The 17839-nt window shown below is 70.8% G+C and carries 18 protein-coding genes and 1 pseudogene; 13 read left to right on the top strand and 6 right to left on the bottom strand.

The window, feature by feature from the left end:
- Position 1 precedes the first annotated feature (1 nt).
- A complete protein-coding gene (locus ACYVO7_RS03560; protein ID WP_460448449.1) occupies positions 2-223 on the bottom strand; it encodes a hypothetical protein in 222 nt (73 codons plus the stop codon).
- A 156-nt stretch (positions 224-379) separates the two neighbouring features.
- Here ACYVO7_RS03560 and ACYVO7_RS03555 point away from each other — a divergent pair, with 156 nt between their 5' ends.
- Entirely contained in the window at positions 380-2293 is a 1914-nt protein-coding gene (locus tag ACYVO7_RS03555) for an AI-2E family transporter (protein WP_460448448.1), read from the top strand.
- A 68-nt stretch (positions 2294-2361) separates the two neighbouring features.
- On the opposite strand, the gene ACYVO7_RS03550 is transcribed toward ACYVO7_RS03555, so the two are convergent.
- Positions 2362-2589 (bottom strand): hypothetical protein, encoded by a 228-nt coding sequence (locus tag ACYVO7_RS03550; protein WP_460448447.1) that lies wholly within the window; start codon positions 2587-2589, stop codon positions 2362-2364.
- A gap of 222 nt (positions 2590-2811) precedes the next feature.
- On the opposite strand from ACYVO7_RS03550, the gene ACYVO7_RS03545 reads away from it, so the two are divergent.
- From ACYVO7_RS03545 to ACYVO7_RS03515, 7 genes and pseudogenes are all read left to right on the top strand, one after another.
- Positions 2812-3189, top strand: coding sequence for a hypothetical protein (locus ACYVO7_RS03545; RefSeq protein ID WP_460448446.1), 378 nt, complete (start codon positions 2812-2814; stop codon positions 3187-3189).
- A gap of 126 nt (positions 3190-3315) precedes the next feature.
- Entirely contained in the window at positions 3316-4323 is a 1008-nt protein-coding gene (locus ACYVO7_RS03540) for a TRAP transporter substrate-binding protein (RefSeq protein WP_460448445.1), read from the top strand.
- Positions 4320-6404 (top strand): sensor histidine kinase, encoded by a 2085-nt coding sequence (locus ACYVO7_RS03535; RefSeq protein WP_460448444.1) that lies wholly within the window; start codon positions 4320-4322, stop codon positions 6402-6404. Before ACYVO7_RS03540 ends, ACYVO7_RS03535 begins: the two co-directional genes overlap by 4 nt.
- Positions 6397-8148, top strand: coding sequence for an ATP-binding response regulator (locus ACYVO7_RS03530; RefSeq protein ID WP_460448443.1), 1752 nt, complete (start codon positions 6397-6399; stop codon positions 8146-8148). The genes ACYVO7_RS03535 and ACYVO7_RS03530 overlap by 8 nt, the downstream gene beginning before the upstream one ends.
- A pseudogene (locus tag ACYVO7_RS03525) lies at positions 8145-8507 on the top strand (response regulator transcription factor); the annotation flags it as partial. The gene ACYVO7_RS03530 and the pseudogene ACYVO7_RS03525, both read left to right, overlap by 4 nt.
- 138 nt (positions 8508-8645) lie before the next feature.
- A complete protein-coding gene (locus ACYVO7_RS03520; RefSeq protein WP_460448554.1) occupies positions 8646-9086 on the top strand; it encodes an adenylate/guanylate cyclase domain-containing protein in 441 nt (146 codons plus the stop codon).
- 84 nt (positions 9087-9170) lie between these two features.
- Positions 9171-10316 (top strand): extracellular solute-binding protein, encoded by a 1146-nt coding sequence (locus ACYVO7_RS03515; RefSeq protein WP_460448442.1) that lies wholly within the window; start codon positions 9171-9173, stop codon positions 10314-10316.
- 24 nt (positions 10317-10340) lie between these two features.
- On the opposite strand, the gene ACYVO7_RS03510 is transcribed toward ACYVO7_RS03515, so the two are convergent.
- Positions 10341-10649, bottom strand: a complete 309-nt coding sequence (locus ACYVO7_RS03510) for a CsbD family protein (RefSeq protein ID WP_460448441.1) — start codon at positions 10647-10649, stop codon at positions 10341-10343.
- 12 nt (positions 10650-10661) lie between these two features.
- On the opposite strand from ACYVO7_RS03510, the gene ACYVO7_RS03505 reads away from it, so the two are divergent.
- Positions 10662-10862 carry a hypothetical protein gene (locus ACYVO7_RS03505; RefSeq protein WP_460448440.1) on the top strand — a complete coding sequence of 67 codons (201 nt, stop codon included), beginning with the start codon at positions 10662-10664 and terminating at the stop codon, positions 10860-10862.
- Positions 10863-10954: 92 nt separating this feature from the next.
- The gene (locus tag ACYVO7_RS03500) at positions 10955-11596 is read left to right on the top strand and encodes a PRC-barrel domain-containing protein (protein ID WP_460448439.1); all 642 of its coding nucleotides are present in this window, start codon (positions 10955-10957) and stop codon (positions 11594-11596) included.
- 81 nt (positions 11597-11677) lie between these two features.
- Here ACYVO7_RS03500 and ACYVO7_RS03495 read toward each other — a convergent pair whose 3' ends face one another.
- Positions 11678-11938 (bottom strand): hypothetical protein, encoded by a 261-nt coding sequence (locus ACYVO7_RS03495; protein WP_460448438.1) that lies wholly within the window; start codon positions 11936-11938, stop codon positions 11678-11680.
- 259 nt (positions 11939-12197) lie between these two features.
- On the opposite strand from ACYVO7_RS03495, the gene ACYVO7_RS03490 reads away from it, so the two are divergent.
- Entirely contained in the window at positions 12198-12557 is a 360-nt protein-coding gene (locus tag ACYVO7_RS03490) for a hypothetical protein (protein WP_460448437.1), read from the top strand.
- Between the two features lie 79 nt (positions 12558-12636).
- Here ACYVO7_RS03490 and ACYVO7_RS03485 read toward each other — a convergent pair whose 3' ends face one another.
- The gene (locus tag ACYVO7_RS03485) at positions 12637-13341 is read right to left on the bottom strand and encodes a glutathione S-transferase N-terminal domain-containing protein (protein WP_460448436.1); all 705 of its coding nucleotides are present in this window, start codon (positions 13339-13341) and stop codon (positions 12637-12639) included.
- 253 nt (positions 13342-13594) lie between these two features.
- On the opposite strand from ACYVO7_RS03485, the gene ACYVO7_RS03480 reads away from it, so the two are divergent.
- Positions 13595-15433, top strand: coding sequence for an ABC transporter ATP-binding protein (locus ACYVO7_RS03480; protein ID WP_460448435.1), 1839 nt, complete (start codon positions 13595-13597; stop codon positions 15431-15433).
- Positions 15423-16547: a beta-glucosidase gene (locus ACYVO7_RS03475; protein ID WP_460448434.1), complete on the top strand. Its 1125-nt coding sequence runs from the start codon at positions 15423-15425 to the stop codon at positions 16545-16547. The genes ACYVO7_RS03480 and ACYVO7_RS03475 overlap by 11 nt, the downstream gene beginning before the upstream one ends.
- Here ACYVO7_RS03475 and ACYVO7_RS03470 read toward each other — a convergent pair whose 3' ends face one another.
- Positions 16548-17681 carry an amidohydrolase/deacetylase family metallohydrolase gene (locus tag ACYVO7_RS03470; RefSeq protein ID WP_460448433.1) on the bottom strand — a complete coding sequence of 378 codons (1134 nt, stop codon included), beginning with the start codon at positions 17679-17681 and terminating at the stop codon, positions 16548-16550.
- Positions 17682-17839 lie beyond the last annotated feature (158 nt).

Below are 17839 nucleotides of genomic sequence, written 5' to 3'. Positions count from 1 at the left end.
TCTACAGGTTGTGCATCCGCGGTTCGTCGGCGGCGCGCTCGGGGCCGGCCTGCTCGGGGCTCTCCGCGTCAGGCCCCGCCGACAGGCCGAGCTGCAGCAGCTTGGCGCGGACCTCGTGCGCCTCCCGGCCCAGCTTCAAGCCGATCACCGAGGCGGGCGCCCGCTCCTCGGCCAGCCGCTTCAGGGCGTGCACGCTCTCCAGCGTCCAGGATGGATCGTCCATGTCGGCCTCCCTCGTGGTGAACCGCCCGGGATGCTGACCCTCCCTTGCGGCGTTCCTGTGTCGGCGCGCGGGCGCGCATCAGGGGACGCCCGGGAACCTTGGGCTGGACATCGTTGTTCGATGTTGCGCGCATCGTCCTGCGCCGGCGGAAACATCATGGCCCCCACTCCCGTCCCGACGAGCTCGGCGACCGACATCCAGCGGACGATGTCGGTCATGCTGGCGATCCTGGTGGCCGTCGTGGTGACGTGCGCCCTCTATTTCGGCCGCGAGATCCTGATTCCGCTGGCGCTCGCGGTGCTGCTCAGCTTCGTGCTCGCGCCGCTGGTCAGGCTGCTCCAGCGCGTCAAGGTCCCGCGGGCGCTGTCCGTCATCGGCGTCGTCCTGATGGCGTTCCTGCTGATCGCCGGCCTCGGGACGATCATGGCCAGCCAGGTCACCCGGCTCGCCAGCGACCTGCCGTCCTACGAGCGGACGATCCGCGACAAGATCAAGAGCATCCGGGGCATGGCGGCCGGCAACGGCACGCTGGAGCGCGCCGCCGACGTGCTGCAGGACCTCGGCAAGGAGCTGCAGAAGCCCGAGGCGGTGTCCAACCCGGCGCTGAGCCGCGAGCCGGCGGACAGCAAGCCCATCCCGGTGGAGCTGCGCGCGCCCGAGTCGAGCGCCTTCCGGACCATGACCGACCTCGTCGGCCCCCTGCTGCACCCGCTGGCCACGACCGGCATCATCATCATCTTCGTCATCTTCATCCTGATGCGGCGCGAGGACCTGCGCAATCGCCTGATCCGCCTCGCCGGCGCGCAGGACCTGCATCGAACGACCGCCGCCATCGACGACGCGGCGCACCGGCTCAGCCGCTATTTCCTCGTCCAGCTCGCCCTCAACGCCAGCTTCGGCGTGGTCATCGGGGTGGGGCTGTTCTTCATCGGCGTGCCGAGCCCGGCGCTCTGGGGCATCATCGCCGCGATCCTGCGCTTCGTGCCCTATATCGGCGCCGCCATCTCGGCGATCCTGCCGATGGCGCTGGCCGCGGCCGTGGATCCGGGCTGGACCATGTTCCTGTCCGCCGGGGCGCTGTTCCTGTTCGTCGAGCCGATCGTCGGCCATGTCATCGAGCCGCTGGTCTATGGCCAGAGCACCGGGCTGTCGCCGGTGGCGGTGGTGACGGCGGCCACCTTCTGGACATGGCTCTGGGGGCCGATCGGGCTCGTGATGGCGACGCCCCTCACGGTCTGCCTCGTCGTCCTCGGCCGGCACATCGAGCAGTTCGCCGTCTTCGACGTGATGTTCGGCGACCAGCCCGTGCTGTCGGCGCCCGAGATGTTCTACCAGCGCATGCTGGCCGCCGACCCCACCGAGGCGGTCGAGCAGGCGGAGATCTGCCTCGAGGAGTCCAGCATGGCGGACTATCTCGACACGGTGGCGCTGCCCGGCATCCGGCTCGGCGCGCAGGACGCCACGCGCGGCGCCCTGGAGCCCGAGCGCATGGCTGTGGTGCGGGATTCGGTGGCCGAGCTCGTCGAGGACCTGGAGGAGCTGAGCGTCGTCGACGCGGACGCGTCGGCGATCCCGGACGCCTGGACCGAGGGTGAGCCGGACGAGCCCGTGCGGCCGCGCGTGCTCTGCATCGGCGTGCGCAACCCGCTCGACGAGGCGGCGGCGCAGCTGTTCCGGCTGCTGGCCACGCGCCGCAACCTGCCCACCCAGGCGCTGGGGCTGGAGTCCATGGCCATGGCGAACCTGTTTCGGCTCGACACCCGCGGCGTCGACGTGATCTGCCTGTCGGTGTTCGAGACGTCCTCGCCCGTCCACATCCGCTACGCCCTGCGCCGGCTCCGGCGCAAGGCGCCGAAGGCGGCCTTCGTGGTCGGCTACTGGCTGCAGGAGAACGGCGAGCACCTGGAGAGCCTGCGCGAGGTGGTCGCGCCCGCCACCCTGGTCACGACGCTGGCCGACGCCGTGGCGGTCGCCCAGGGCGTGCTGCATGCGCCCACGCCGGAGACCGCCGCCAAGGCGGACGGCGCGCCCGAGGCGCGGCCGGCCCTGAAAGAGGCCCAGAGCGCCTGACCCGCCGACAAGAAAGGCCCCGGAACGCGTCCGGGGCCTCGCTGTCGGGATGTCGGAAATCGAGAAGCTTAGAAGTAGTGGCGGCGGGGGCCGTGGTGGCGCCAGCCATAATGATGGCCGCGGCGCCAGCCATAGTGGCGCGGCGGATGGGCGCGCCAGCCATAGTGGTGGCCGTGGCCGCGCCAGCCATGATGGCCATGAGGCCGCGCCTCGGCCGAACCGGCGAAGCCGAGGAACACAGCGACCGCGGCGGCCGCGACCGCCACGGCGGACGACTTAATCGACGGAACTCTCATGCGCGTTCTCCGATGGTGAGGTGAAGATCACCCCGTCAACGCGATCTCCGCCTCAAGTGTTGCATCCCGCGCGACCCTGACGCCGATCACGCTTAACGGGTCCGGAGCGCCACGATCCGAGGCGGCGTCTGGTCGCGAACTTGGGCTGGGCCGGAACGGACTCGCCCTGACCGCGTTGTCTTCTCAACTGAAGCACTCACTTGCGTGCAAAGGAGGATGACGATGTCCATGAGCACTTTCGGCAAGCCCCTTCTGACGGCCGTCGCCGCCGCCGCGGCGCTGTTCGGCGTCTCCGCCGCCACCGTGACGCCGGCCGAGGCCGGCGCCAGCACCGGGACCTGGCGCGCCTATCCGGGCGGCGTCTATCGCGGCGGATATGGCGGCGGCTATGGCCGTCACGCTTATGGCGGCGGCCCGCGCTACTACAACCGCCATCGCGGCGGCAACTGGGGCGGCGCGGCTGCGGCCGGCGCCATCGGCGGCCTGGCGCTCGGCGCGCTGGCGGCCGGCTCGCGCGGCGGCGACTGCTACTGGACGACCCGCGAGGTCTATGACGGCTACGGCTACAGCCGCATGCAGCGCGTCCGCGTCTGCGACTGACCGCCATCTCCGCACCGCGGAGGCGCGGCGAACGGCGGCTTCGGCCGCCGTTTCGCGTTCGATCGGCGCGCTTGGCGATCCCGAACCCCAGTACTATCCTCGGTTGCAATGAACCGGGGAACAGGAATGTCGAGCGCCACGCGGCCCGCCGCCGGCCTTGGCCGCCGAGCAGCGGTCGCGCTGGTCCTGACGGGGCTGGCGCTGAGCGCCGGCCCCGCCGCGCAGGCGCGTGAGTTCCGCGCCGCCGACAACCAGGTCGAGACCTATCCCACCGTCCAGGCGCTGCAGTTCATGAGCCGCCTCGTGGCGGAGCGCACGCGAGACCGCCACGGCGTCAAGGTCTTCGCCTCCAGCCAGCTCGGCGAGGAGAAGGACACGATCGAGCAGACCCGCGCGGGCGCGATCGACATCAACCGCACCAATGTGGCCCCCCTGGCGGGGCTGGCCGCGCCGCTCTCCGTCCTGGTCCTGCCCTTCCTGTTCCGGTCGGGCGATCACCTGCGCCGGGTCCTGGACGGTCCGATCGGCGAAGAGCTCCTCGCCTCGCTGGAGCCCTACGGCCTGGTCGGCCTGGCCTTCTACGATTCCGGCGCCCGGTCCATCTACAACAGCGTGCGGCCCGTCCGCCGCGTGGCCGACATGAAGGGGCTGCGCATCCGGGTGCAGCAGTCCGACATGGCGATCGCCATGATCCGGGCGCTCGGCGCCGAGCCCGTCCCGTTGCCCTACGGCCAGGTCACGCCGGCTCTCGCCACGCATCTGATCGACGGCGCGGAGAACAACTGGCCCTCCTACGTGTCCACGACGCATTTCAACCTGGCGCGGTTCATCACCCTCACCGAGCACACGATGGGGCCGGAGGTCCTGGTGATGTCCAAGAAGGCCTGGAGCAGCCTCGACGCGGCCGACCAGGCCGTGTTCCGGCAGGCGGCGCGGGAGTCGAGCGCCTTCATGCACGAGCTCTGGACGGTCTGGGAGGAGCGCGCCCGCAGGCAGGCGCTGGACGCCGGCAACGCGGTGGTGGACGACGTCGACAAGGCGGAGTTCCAGGCCGCCACGGCCGGGCTTCTCGACACGACCATGGCGGACCCGGCCCTGAAGAGCCTCGTCGAACGCATCCGGCAGGTCCCATGACGGTGCAAGCCGACGCGACCGCGCCGCGCGCCGCCAACCAGCCCCCGGCGCAGCGCACGCGGCTCGAATCCCTCATCCGCCGCCTGCCGATCCGCTGGCGCATCCTGTCCATCGCGGGCATCAACTCCGCCATCGTGGTGGTGCTCGCCGTCGTCATCTGGGACGGCGCGCAGGTGCTGAACGCCACCTGGAAGCAGCTCGTCCAGGTGCGCCAGTCCGACCGGCTGCTGCTGACCGTCGAGAGCGAGGCGGGCAAGCTGCAGAGCCTCATCCACCGCTACTTCACCCAGCCCAATCCCGAGGTCCTGACCGAGATCGAGCGCCGCAAGGCGACGCTGACCGAGGCGCTCGGAAGCCACGAAGGGGCCGATCCGGCGATCACCCAGCAAGCGAGGTCGCTGACCCTCATCACCGAGCGGCTATTGGCCGGGTTCGACGCCCTGCGCGACGTGCGCCAGCAGATCTCGCAGATCTACGAGGACGAGGTGCTGCGCTCGGCCCGCGAGATGGCGGGCCTCTACGCCATCCTGCAGGGCGCGACGGACGGCAAGGGCTCGCTCGTTCTGCCGGCCCTCGGCAAGTCGCGCGAGGCCTTCTCGGCGACGCTGGTCGCGGCGAACGCCTATTATTTCTCGCTGGCCTACGACTCGGCCGAGGAGGCGTTCCGCAACATCGCCACCATCGAGAAGACCGTGCCGGTCATGCTCGACCTGGCCGAGACCGACTTCCAGAAGGACGCTCTGCGGGCGCTCGGCGACCGCGCCGACAAGCTGGCGCAGGGCCTCGACAAGCTCGCCACCGCGTTCAACCTGCAGGCGCGGCTGCTGCGCGACACCGTGGACCGCAGCGGAGCCGAGATGGAGAAGGCCTCGCAGGCGATCTCCCAGCGCACGGCCGAGCGCGAGGCGCAGGCGCAGGGCCGGCTCGACCGGGTGCTGCGCGAGGTGTTCGCCTGGGTGGGGGTGCTCACCTTGGCGCTGGTCTGCGTCATCGTCGTGCTGGGCACCATCGTGGCCCGCAGCGTCAGCCGTCCGCTGGAGCATATCGGCGACGCCATGGGGGCGATCGTGGCGGGCGACCTCACCCGCCGCGTGCGGGGCCTCGGCGCCCGGGACGAGATCGGCGTCATGGCCCGCGCCGTGGAGGTGTTCCGCGCCAACGCCATCGCCAAGCAGCGCGCCGAGGCCGATCTTCGCGCCTCCAAGGAGGAGGCCGAGCAGGCGCTCGCCAATCTGCGCGCCACGCAGCAGAGCCTGATCGAGGCGGAGAAGCTCGCCGCCCTGGGCGGGCTCGTCGCCGGGGTGGCGCATGAGGTGAACAACCCCGTCGGCATCAGCCTGACCGTCGCCTCGGCGCTGGCGCAGCGCTGCTCAGCCTTCGAGCAGGACCTCGCCGCCGGCCAGCTGCGGCGCTCGCAGCTCGCCGCCTTCGTGGACCAGAACCGCGACGCCGCCCGGCAGCTCGTGGCCAACCTGCAGCGCGCCGGCGACCTCATCCAGTCCTTCAAGCAGGTCGCGGTGGACCGCAGCCACGCCGACCGGCGCCGGTTCGACCTGCGCCTCGCCACCGAGGACATCCTGGCCAGCCTGCGTCCCGGGCTGCGGCTGCGGCGCCTGGCGCTGGACGTCGACATCTCCGACGGGCTCGCCATGGACGGCGACGCCGGCGCCTACGGGCAGGTGCTCACCAACCTCTTCCTCAACGCCATGACGCACGCCTATCCGGACGGGCGCGGCGGGACGATCCGCGTCACCGGCCGGGCGATGGGGCCCGACAACGTCCAGGTCCTGTTCTCGGACGACGGCGTCGGAATGCCGGACGACGTGCTGCGCCAGGCCTTCGACCCGTTCTTCACGACCCGGCGCGGCCAGGGCGGCACCGGGCTCGGCCTGCACATCGTCTACAACGTCGTGACCCAAAGGCTGGGCGGGCGCATCACGCTCACCTCCAAGGCCGGGCGGGGCGCCACCTTCCAGCTGACGCTGCCGCGGGTCGCCCCCGGCGAGCTTGTCCGCGACGCCGCCGCCCCCCTCGACGCGCACAACGAGACGCCGGATCCGAAAGGCGCCCTCCATGGCTGACAGCGACGACCTGCTCACCCTCATCGACGACCGGGACGCCCCGGCGCCGGACCAGCGCGGCAAGCGCTGGAAGATCGCCGTCATCGACGACGACGAGGCCGTGCACGAGGGCACGCGCTTCGCCCTCGCCGACTATTCGCTCGGCGGCATGGGGCTGGAGATCGTCTCGGCCCGCTCGGCCGAGGAAGGCCGCGCCCTGCTGCGGGCGCATCCCGACATCGCGGCGGTGCTGCTCGACGTCGTCATGGAGAGCGAGACCGCCGGGCTCGAGCTGGTCGACTTCATCCGCCGCGACCTCGGCAACGACTCCATCCGGATCATCCTGCGCACCGGCCAGCCGGGCCAGGCGCCGGAGAAGCGCGTCATCCTCGACTACGACATCAACGACTACAAGGCCAAGACCGAGCTCACCGCCGACAAGCTCTTCACCTCGCTCACGGCGGCGCTGCGCAGCCACCAGCAGATCCAGCGCATGGAGGAGACCCGGCGCGGGCTGGAGATCATCGTCGACGCGGCCTCCACGCTGTTCGACTTCAAGTCCATGCAGCGGCTGGCCGAGGGCGTGCTGACGCAGATCGGGTCGATCCTGAACGTGGACTGCGCCGGCATCCTGGTGCTGCGCGACACGGGCTCCGACCAGGGCGGCGTCAGCGTGCTGGCCGGCTCGGGGTGCTATCGCCAATATGTGCGGCAGGGCGGCCTCGCCTCCCTCGACCCCGAAGTCCGGGAGCTGGTGGAGCACGCCTTCGCGTGCGGCCGCACCGAATACCTGCCCCGCCATTTCCTGATCTACATCCGCACCGCGAGCGGCCGGGAGGTGGTGGTGCTGCTCGACGCCGGGCAGGAGCTCTCCAGCACCAACCGGGCTCTCGTCGAGGTGTTCTGCAGCCGGCTCGCCATCGCCTTCGACAACGTGCTGCTCTACCAGCAGCTCCAGGACGCCAACGCCCTCCTGGACGAGCGCGTCAAGCAGCGCACGCGCGAGCTCACCTCCGCCAACCAGCGCCTGCAGGCCCAGTGGGCGCGGCTGCGGCGGGCCAACGCCTTCCAGTCCGAGCTCCTCGGCACGGTGGCGCATGACCTCAAGAACCCGCTCAGCGTGATCCTGGGCCGGACCGAGATCCTGGGCGAGCTGCTGGCCGCCGACCAGCCGCCGGCCGGCGCGGTGGAGATGCAGGTCGAGCACATCCGCAAGTCGGCGCGCTACCTGACCACGCTGGTCGACCGCCTCATCGCCGACGCCATGACGGATGCGCTCGACATCAGCATCCGCCGCGAGCCCCACGACCTCGCCACGCTGCTGCGGCAGGTCGTGGACGCCAACCGGCCGATGGCCGAGCGCAAGCAGCAGGCCATCCAGGTCGACGTGCCGCTCTCCCTGCCGGCGCGCTTCGATCCCGACCGGCTCGAGGAGGCGATCGACAACCTCGTCAGCAACGCCATCAAATACTCGCCGATCGGCGAGCGCATCCAGGTCTCCGGCCGGATCGAGGACGGCGAGGCGGTGATCCGGGTCCGCGACAACGGGCCGGGCCTCTCCAGCGAGGATGTCGGCCGGCTGTTCGGGCGCTTCCAGCGGCTCTCCGCCAAGCCCACCGCCGGCGAGGGCTCGACCGGGCTGGGGCTGTGGATCGCCAAGCGCATCGTCGAGCTGCACGAGGGCCGCCTCGAAGCCTCCAGCGAGGGCCCCGCCAGGGGCAGCACCTTCGTGGTCAGCCTGCCGTCGTCCGGGATGCGCGAATGACGCAGCGCCAGCACATCGTGGTGGTCGACGACGAGGCGCCGGCCCGCGAGATGGTGGGGGACTACCTGCGCATGCAGGGCTTCGAGGTGACGCTGTGCGACGGCGGCGCGTCGCTGCGCTCCGTGCTGGTCAGCCGCGCCGCCGACCTCGTGGTGCTCGACCTGAACATGCCGGCCGAGGACGGGCTCTCCACCCTGCGCTGGGTGAAGCAGACCTTCCCGACGCCGGTGATCATGCTGACCGCGACGGCGAGCTCCGTCGACCGCGTCATCGGTCTGGAGATGGGGGCCGACGACTACGTGTCGAAGCCCTGCGAGCTGCGCGAGCTGCTGGCGCGCATCCGCTCGGTCCTGCGCCGGCAGAAATGGACCCGCAACGCCCAGACCGGGCGCCGGCTCGCCGCCATCGTGTCGCTCGACTTCGTCGGCTATGGCCGCTTCATCCATGACGACGAGCCCGCCACCCTGGCGGCCATCGACCGGATCTTCGGCCAGGTCATGACGCCCACCATCGCGCAACGGCGCGGGACGCTGTTCAAGGTGCTGGGCGACGGCGCGCTGGTGGAGTTCCAGAGCGCCGTCGACGCGGTGGAGTGGTCGGTCAGCTTCCAGGAGGCCATCGCGCGCGATCCCGCCTCGCGGCTGGCCGCCGGGGACATCCGGTTCCGCATCGGGATCGCGGCCGGCGAGGTGGTGTTCAAGCACGCCGACCGCTTCGGCGAGACGGTGACGATCGCGGTGCGCATCCAGGAGAACGCCGAGCCCGGCTGCATCGCGCTCACCGGCATCGTCCGGCAGTTCGTCCGCGGCCGCGTCGACGCGCCCCTGATCGACGCCGGACAGCGCGTGCTCAAGAACGTCGACGAGCCGATGCGGATCTGGTTGTGGAACCCCGGCGCCGAAGCCCGATCGCTTGCAGGCGACGGCAGGGTTGTGTGAACGTGTTCACATAACCTAGGCGTGAGGACTGGATAGGGTGCGGCGGCCGAACCGGCGCGAGCCCGCGCGCACCCGGAGACCCGAATGGTGGATCCGAAACGCACTCCCCCGACCAGCCGGCGCGGCGTCCTCCGCGGCCTCGGCCTCGCGCTGGCCGCGCCGGCGATCCTGCGCGCCGCAGACGCGCTGGCCACGTCGGGCCGGGTCAAGGTCCACGCCTGGAAGGGCTTCTTCGACCGCAACGCCATCCTGAACGACTTCATGGCGAAGACCGGCATCCAGCCCGAGCTCTCCGTCTTCGGGTCGAACGAGGACCTGGAGGCGACGCTCACGGCCAGCAAGGGGCGGGGCTACGACATCGTGTTCCCGTCCATCGACACGGCCCCGAACTACTACCGGGCCAACCTGCTGCAACCCATCGACGAAAGGCGTTTCCAGGGGGACCGCGTCATCCCGTCGATCTACAAGACGTCCGTGACGCTGGGCGCGACCAATCGCGGTCGCCGCTACCTGATCCCGTTCGACTGGGGCACGGAGGGGATCACCTATGACAGCGAGCGGTTCCCGTACCGCTCGGGAGAGCTGTCCTACGGCATGCTCTGGGATCCGTCCCTCGGCCGCAAGGCGATGATCCGGCCCAAATCCGCCCTCACCGGGGTGGCCCTTCATTTGGACGCGACCGGGCAGGAGCGGTCGAACCGCGGCATGGACATGTACCGCAGCGAGGCGGACTGCCGGCGCGTGATGGAGGCGTGCCTGAAATTCATGACGGAGCGCCGTGGCGCCATCGGGGCGCGCTGGAACGACGCGAACGAAGCCATGAAGGGCTTCACGCAGGACGGCTGCCTGATCGGCCAGACCTGGGACACGACGGGCGTGCTGCTCAACCGCACCGTCGACAGCCGCTGGCGCTACGGCATGCCGCGCGAGGGCGGCCTCGGCTGGACGGACACCATCGGCATCCCCTCCGGCGCGGCCAATCTCGAGCAGGCCTATGCGCTGATCGATTTCCTCTTGGAGCCGCAGACCGGGGCCGCCTTCGCCGAATCGACCGGCTACAACAGCTGCGCCGCCGGGTCGGAGATGTTCCTGTCGCCCGGCGCCAAGGCGTCGTTCCACAGCATCTACCCCAACCCGGGCGTCATCGAGGACATCTGGTGGTGGCCGGTGCAGACCGGGTTCTACCGGGCCCTTCGCGGCGAGTACGAAGCCAAGGTGGCCGCCCTCTGAGGACGGCCGCCGCGCCGGCGCGCCTCAGCGGCGGCCGTGCATCAGCGCCGCGAGGGCGTATCCGGCCACCGCCGCGATCGCGATCGCGCCGAGCGGGTTGGCCTGGACCTGCCTGGCGAGCGCGTCCGCGCCCTGGCGAACGGTTTCGGGCGCGTCCTCGGCCGCGTCGCGGACGGCGTCCTTGGCCCGCCCATAGGCGTTCTGCACCGTTCCCGACGCCTGGTCCGCCAGGCCCTGGGCCTGCGTCCCGAGATCCCCGGTGACCCGGCCCGCCGCGCCTTCGATCTTGCCGGCGATGTTGGTGACGGCTCCGCCAATCCGATCCGTGTCCATGAGAATCCTCGTGTGTCGTCAAGCCCCCGCTGGATCGAGAACGCCAGCGCCTCCGGCGGGTTCCGTCCGTCGGAGACGCCGCGCGAGCGTGGCCTGAACGCCTGGACGGCGGCCGGCGCCGACCACGACTTCGCAGTGATGCGCAAAGTGAAGCTCAAGAACAGCGCGGTGAAGCTCAAGTTTTTTGTAGCCGCTCGACGAATTACGGAATGAATCGAAATCATCCCCGAACCATCGCCCCAAGGTCGACGTTATGGAGAGAGCGCCACATGCGCATCCGATTTCAATGATTTGGGAGAACCATCATGATGAAGACCAAGATCGCCGCCAGCGTCATCGCCACAGCCCTTCTGGCCGGGACCGCCATGGCGCAGACGAGTTCGGGCACGAGCTCGGGCACGATGAACTCGACGGCTCCGTCCGCCACCGTGGCCCCGTCCACCTCGGCCTCGGGCTCCGGCTCGATGCAGTTCATCAGCAACGAGCAGGGCTCCCAGTGGCGCGCCTCCAAGCTGATGGGCGTCGACATCTACGGCCCCAATGACGAGAAGGTCGGCGACGTCAACGAGATCATTCTCGACCACCAGGGCGCCATCAAGGGCGTGGTGATCGGCGTCGGCGGCTTCCTGGGCATGGGCGAGAAGGACGTCGCCGTGCCGTTCAGCTCCATCCAGTGGAGCGACACGCCCCGCAACGCCTCCATGGCCTCGGGCAGCAGCGCCAGCGGGACTGCGGCGGGCACGTCGGCCGGCGTGAACACGGCCAACAACACCGCCGCGGCTCCGACGAACTCGACCGCCGCGGGCGCCGGCGCCACGGCTCCGAGCACGGACACCACCGGCACCGTCGCGCGCGCCGGGTCGGCCGAGCGGTCCTATCCGGACCACGGCAAGATCAGCATGACCAAGGACCAGCTCAAGGGCGCGCCGGCCTACACCCTGCGCTAAGCCGCCCATCCCGGTCGACACACGAAGGGCCCGCGTCCATGACGCGGGCCCTTTCTTCGTGCGACGACGAGCTCGCCCGCGTCAGCGGCTGCGGCCCAGCCGCCTGATATTGGCGCTGACATGCTTGCGGTAGCCGCGCACCACCTGGTGGGCGGACCCGCCGCCCGCCATCGTGGCCCCGGCCTCCAGGGCCGCGGCGATCTTCTCGTTCACCATCAGCGACGCCTCGGCGGCCGCCGTGGGTCCGCCGGCGCCCAGCTTGGCGAGCCGCAACCCGATGACCCGCTGGGCGTCGAGCGTAAGCATGGCGGCGTCGAGCGAGTATTTCATCCAGTTCAGCATCGTGGCTCACCTTTTTTGCAACGCACAAGACAGCAATTCGCGATGAGGACGATGGTTCATGGAGCAGGAAAGTTCAGCGCGCAGACGCGCCATGCACCCGCCGAGGAGCGGGCCCGGGCCCGCCGGACCCCCTCCCGACTGAGGCGTACGCTAGCGCTCGCGGCCCCTGCGGATGATTCGAGTTGCTTGTCAAGCTGAACTTGTCCAAGTTGGATGATATCAACCGCTGATTGTGATCGCTCTCTCGAAGGAACCCCCCATGCCTGATCAAGCCACCGTGAAGACCGACGCCCATGCGTTGCCGGTCAGCTCCGGGACCGACGCGCCGATGCACCGCCCGGCCCCCGGCGTGCAGGACTCCAACATCATCGACGGGCTGAGCCGGGCCCTGTTCTCGGACGTGAAGCAGGGACCGGGCGAGTTCGGCAGGACGAACCAGCAGGATCACAAGCGCCTGCTCGCGGTGACGCGCATCGTCAACGCCTACTACAATTACCTGTCTTCGGTGTGCAATCGGCCGCTCGACGAGATCACCCCCAGCGACGTCACGCGCCTGGGCCTGATCCTCAAGACGGTCGAGGAGTCCGAGCACCAGGACCGCATCCGCCGCAATCCCTGACCCGGCGCTCCGTCTTCGCGTCTCGACGGCCCAGGGCCGGCGCGCGGCCTCATGAGCCGCGCCCGGCCCCGCGCCTCGTTCAGGGCCGGGGCGGAATGTTGAGGCCGCGCTCCACGGCCGGGCGGGCCAGGCACCGCTCGAGCCAGGCCGGGACCTGGGACAGGGAGCCGTAGTCGACGAGGTCGCCGGCGCCGTAGAAGCCGATGAGGTTGCGCACCCAGCCCAGGATCGAGACGTCCGCGATCGTGAAGGCCTCGCCCATGATCCAGGTGCGCCCGGCCAGGCGGGTCTCCAGCACGCCCAGGAGGCGCTTCGACTCCGTCCTGTAGCGCTCCAGCGGCCGCTTGTCCTCGATCTCGCGGCCGGCGAATTTGTGGAAGTAGCCGAGCTGGCCGAACATCGGCCCGAGGCCGCCCATCTGCCAGAACACCCACTGGATCGTCTCGTAGCGCAGCGCCGGGTCCACCGGCAGCAGCTGCCCCGACTTCTCGGCCAGATAGAGCAGGATCGCGCCGGATTCGAAGAGGCCCAGCGGCTTTCCGCCCGGCCCGTCCGGATCGATGATCGCCGGGATCTTGCCGTTCGGGTTGAGCGACAGGAATTCGGGCGTCCAGGTCTCGTTCTGGCCGATATTGACCGCGTGGGCCTCGTAGGGGAGGCCGATCTCCTCCAGCATGATCGAGACCTTCACGCCGTTGGGCGTGGGCACGGAGTAGAGCTGCAGCCGCTCGGGATGCCGGGCGGGCCAGCGCTTCGTGATCGGGAAGGTGGAGAGGTCGGGCATGGGGGTCTGTCCTCTGTCGACGGAGAGCGGGATCATGCATGAACGGCCGGAGCGCGCACGTGGCGTTTGCGCAAGGCTCCTGAGGCGCCGGCGCGCGGCGCCGGCCCGTCCCACTCGCCTGCGGGGCGGCAGAGCGCGCTTTCGGACCTCACGACGGGGCTTTGCGCCGCGGCTTCCCGCCACGCATTAGACCGGCTGGATCCGCCGCGGCGGACGACCGCGCCCTGTCGACCCCCCGGCCCCGAGGACGTTCATGCTGGAGACTTCGACCCATCGGACGGACCCCGCCCGGTCCGACCTGACGCGGTCTCCGCTCGCCTTCATCGGCGGCTATGTCAGGGCCCGTGCGCTCTGGTTCGCCGCCCTGGGCGCTCTCGCGCTGTCGGCCGCCTCCTGCGCGGTGGGCGTCCAGGTCATGATGAAGCTCCTGGTCGACGGCATGGCGGGCGGGCCGGCCCGGAGCGGGGCGGTCTGGACCGCCCTGGCCGCGTTTCTCGGCCTGGTGCTGGTGGAGAGCCTGCTCTGGCGCGCCAGCGGCTGGGCGGGATGCCGCGTCACGATCGCCGCCGGCCGCGACATCAGGCTCGATCTCTTCGCCCATCTCGGCCGTCACGGCATGGACTTCTTCGCCGAGCGCTTCGCCGGCTCCCTGGGGCACCGGATCACCGCGGTGGCGGGACATTTCGGCGCCCTGGTCAACGCCATGGTGTGGCGGGTCGCGCCGCCCTGCGTCGACTTCGTCGGCGCGCTGATCGTGTTCTCCATGGTGGACTGGCGCATGGCCGCCGCGATGGCGCTCTTCGCCGCCGGGACCACGGCGAGCCTCGTCGCGCTCGGCCGGCGCGGACGGCCCGTCCACCAGGCCTACGCCGAGCGGGCCGGCGAGGCGGGCGGCGAGCTCGTCGACGTGCTGGCCAACATCTGGAACGTCAAGGCGTTCTCGGCGGCCCGCAGCGAGCGGGCGCGCCTGGCGCGGGCCTTCGACGCCGAGGCCCGCGCGCAGCGGCGCAGCTGGATGTTTCTGGAGAAGGCGCGAGCCCTGCACGACCTCGCCTTGACGGCGATGGCGGCCGGCATGCTGGCCTGGGTGGTCTGGCTCTGGTCGCAGTCGCGCGTCACGCCCGGCGACGTCGTGGTGGTCAGCGCGCTCACCTTCCGCATCCTGCACGGCTCCCGCGACCTGGCTCTCGCATTCGTCGACACGGCCCAGCAATTCAGCTTCATCGGCGAGACGCTGCGCTTCCTCGGCGCGCCGCGAGCCGTGGAGGACCGTCCGCGGGCCGTGGCCGCGCCGCGTTGCCGGGGCGAGCTGACCCTGCGCGACGTCCGTTTCTCCTATCCGGACGGGCGCGAGGCGCTGAGCGGCGTCGCCCTGGCCATCCCGGCCGGCCAGAGGGTCGGCGTCGTCGGCCCGTCGGGCGCGGGCAAGTCGACGCTCGTCAACCTCATCCAGAGGCTGCACGACCCGCAATCCGGCCGCATCCTGCTCGACGGCGTTCCGATCCGGGACCTCACCCAGGACAGCCTGCGGGCCAATCTGGGCGTGGTGCCGCAGGAGGTCGCCCTCTTCCACCGCACCATCATGGAGAACATCCGCTTCGCCCGGCCGGAGGCGACCGACGAGGAGGTGCGCGAAGCCGCGGCGGCGGCGCAGTGCGACGCTTTCATCCGGCGCATGCCGCATGGCTACCACAGCCATGTGGGCGACCGCGGCGTGAAGCTCTCCGGCGGGCAGCGCCAGCGCATCGGCGTCGCGCGCGTGCTCCTCAAGGACGCCCCGGTGGTGTTGCTGGACGAGGCCACGTCGGCGCTGGACACCAAGTCCGAGCAGGAGGTGCAGGCGGCGCTCGAGAGGCTGATGCGCGGCCGCACCGTGATCGCCGTCGCCCACCGGCTCTCCACCATCGCGGGTTTCGACCGGGTGCTGGTGATGATGGACGGCGCGATCGTGGAGGACGGCGAGCCCGCGACGCTGCTCGCCCGCGAGGGCCCGTTCCGGGCGATGTGGCGGCGCCAGAGCGGCGGGCTGTCCGCGCCGCCGGCGGCCGCCGGCCAGGCCCGGCTCCGCGTGGTGGCCGCCCATGGCGAATGACGGACCCTTCCGGAGCGCCTTCATGGCCGGCTTCGAGTGCTCGACGCATCGCCGGGCGGACGGCCGGCGCCTCGATCTGATCGCCGCGACGCGCCACGACGCCCATGTCGACCGGGACTACGCACTGGCCGCCGCGCATGGCCTCAGGAGCGTGCGCGACGGCGTCCGCTGGCACCTGATCGAGACGCGCCCCGGCGGCTACGACTGGTCGAGCCTCCTCCCGATGCTGGAGGCCGCGCGCCGCCATGGCGTCCAGGTCGTCTGGGACCTGTGCCATTACGGCCTGCCCGATCACGTGGACGTTTGGAGCCCGGACTTCCCGCGGCGCTTCGCGGCGTTCGCGGCCCGGGCGGCCGAGGTCGTGCGGCGCGAGACGGCGGGCGCGCCGTTCTTCTGTCCGGTCAACGAGATCTCCTATTGGGCCTGGGCCGGCGGCGACCAGGGCCGCTTCCATCCCGTCGCGTTCGGCCGCGGGGCGGAGCTGAAGCGCCAGCTCGTCCGGGCCTGCGTGGAGGCGGTCGCGGCGATCCGGTCCGTCGCCCCGCAGGCGCGCTTCATCACCGCCGAGCCGCTGATCCACGTCGCCCCGAACGGCCGCGACAGGGCCGCCGTCGACGCCGCCGACGCCTATCACGCGGCCCAGTTCGAGGCGCTCGACATGCTCGGCGGCGCGCTGGAGCCGGAGCTCGGGGGCTCCCCCGCCATGCTCGACATCGTCGGCCTGAACTACTACCCGGACAACCAGTGGCGCCTGGGCGGCGACGTGATCCCCCTCGGCAACCACGCCTATCGGCCCTTGCGGACCCTTCTGAAGGAGGCGCACGAGCGCTATCGCCGGCCGATGCTGCTGGCCGAGACCGGCGCGGAAGGCACGGCGCGCGCGAGCTGGCTCCATTATGTCGGGCTCGAGACCCGGGCCGCCCGCCGGGCGGGCGTCCCTCTCCAGGCCGTCTGCCTGTACCCGATCCTCGATTATCCGGGGTGGGAGGACGATCGGACCTGCCGGGTCGGCCTGTTCTGCGGGACCGACCGCCGCTCCCCCGACGAGGATTTCGCGGCGCAGCTGCTCCAGGAGCGCCGCGCCGTCGGGGACGCCGCTGAAGCCGCCGCCTGATCAGGCCGTGTGCCAGAGCCTCCCGGCGATCACGACGCCCCGGGCGTTGAGCCGCTGCTCGCCGCGCAGATGCTCCCCGGTCGAGTCGACATAATCATGCGCGCCGTGGTCGAGCGACAGGATCGAGGCGTCGCCGGCGGCGCCGGCCCTGAACGTGCCCAGATCCTCCCGCTGGAGGGCCGCTGCGGCGTTCTGCGTCGCGCCCTTCACCACGGCCGGGAGATCGACGCCGAGGCAGAGGAACTTGGACATCGTGGTGAGCAGGTCGAAGGCCGGCCCCTGGATGCACAGCGCATGGACGTCGCTCGAGATCGTGTCCGGCATGAAGCCGTTGGCCAGCATCACCCGAGCGGTCTTGAACGAAAAAGACCCCATGCCGTGGCCGATGTCGAACAGCACGCCCCGCTGGCGCGCCTCCAGCACGGCCGGCAGGACCTTGCCGTCGCCGGTGGCGGGCGTGTTCGGGAACGGACGGAAACAATGGGTGAGCACGTCGCCCGGCCGCATCAGGGCGAGCACGTCCTCCAGCGTCGGCGGCGGCACGTCGATATGCACCATCATGGGCATCTTGATGCGGTCGGCGACCTGCCGGGCGATCTGCAGCGGCACGAGGCCGGAAGCGCCGGACGCGTTCATGCCGACCCGCACCTTGATGCCCGCCAGCGTGTCGCGGTTCGCTTCCGCGACCTCCACGGCGTCGATCGGCGCCATCAGGCGCAGGTCGCCGCTCTCGCCCACCATGACGCGCTTGGAGAAACCGTAGATGCCCGCGAAGGACACGTTGAGATAGGCGATGATGCGCATCGGCGCGGGCTTGATGACGTGCTCCAGGAAGCCCGGATAATTGCCCGGCCCGGCGCTGCCGGTGTCGACCAGCGTGGTCGCGCCGCCGCGGGCCAGGATCAGCGGATCGACGCCGAGCGAGGTGCCGCCCCAGTAGACATGCGTGTGCAGGTCGATCAGGCCCGGCGTGACGATCCGGCCGGCGGCGTCGACGCGCTGCGCCGCGCGCGACGCCAGGCCGTCGCCCACGGCCGCGACCTTGCCGCCCGAGAAGGCGACGTCGGTGACGCGGTCGACGCCCTGGGACGGGTCGATCACCCGGCCCCCGCTTACGACGAGTTCGTAGTCCATGGCCTCAACCTTGATCGCGCGCCGGAGCGCAGGCGGAAAAAAGTTACATTGACCGCCGCCCGGGGGTCAACGGCGATCTGTTTGGTTCTGTCGTGAACGGTAACGGCAGGGCCCGGCCCTGCAAACAGGCGTTGACAGGCCAATTTGCCGCTTAATAA

The organism is Alsobacter sp. SYSU BS001988, from assembly GCF_054796215.1.
This window is presented reverse-complemented; position numbering and strand designations above follow the sequence as displayed.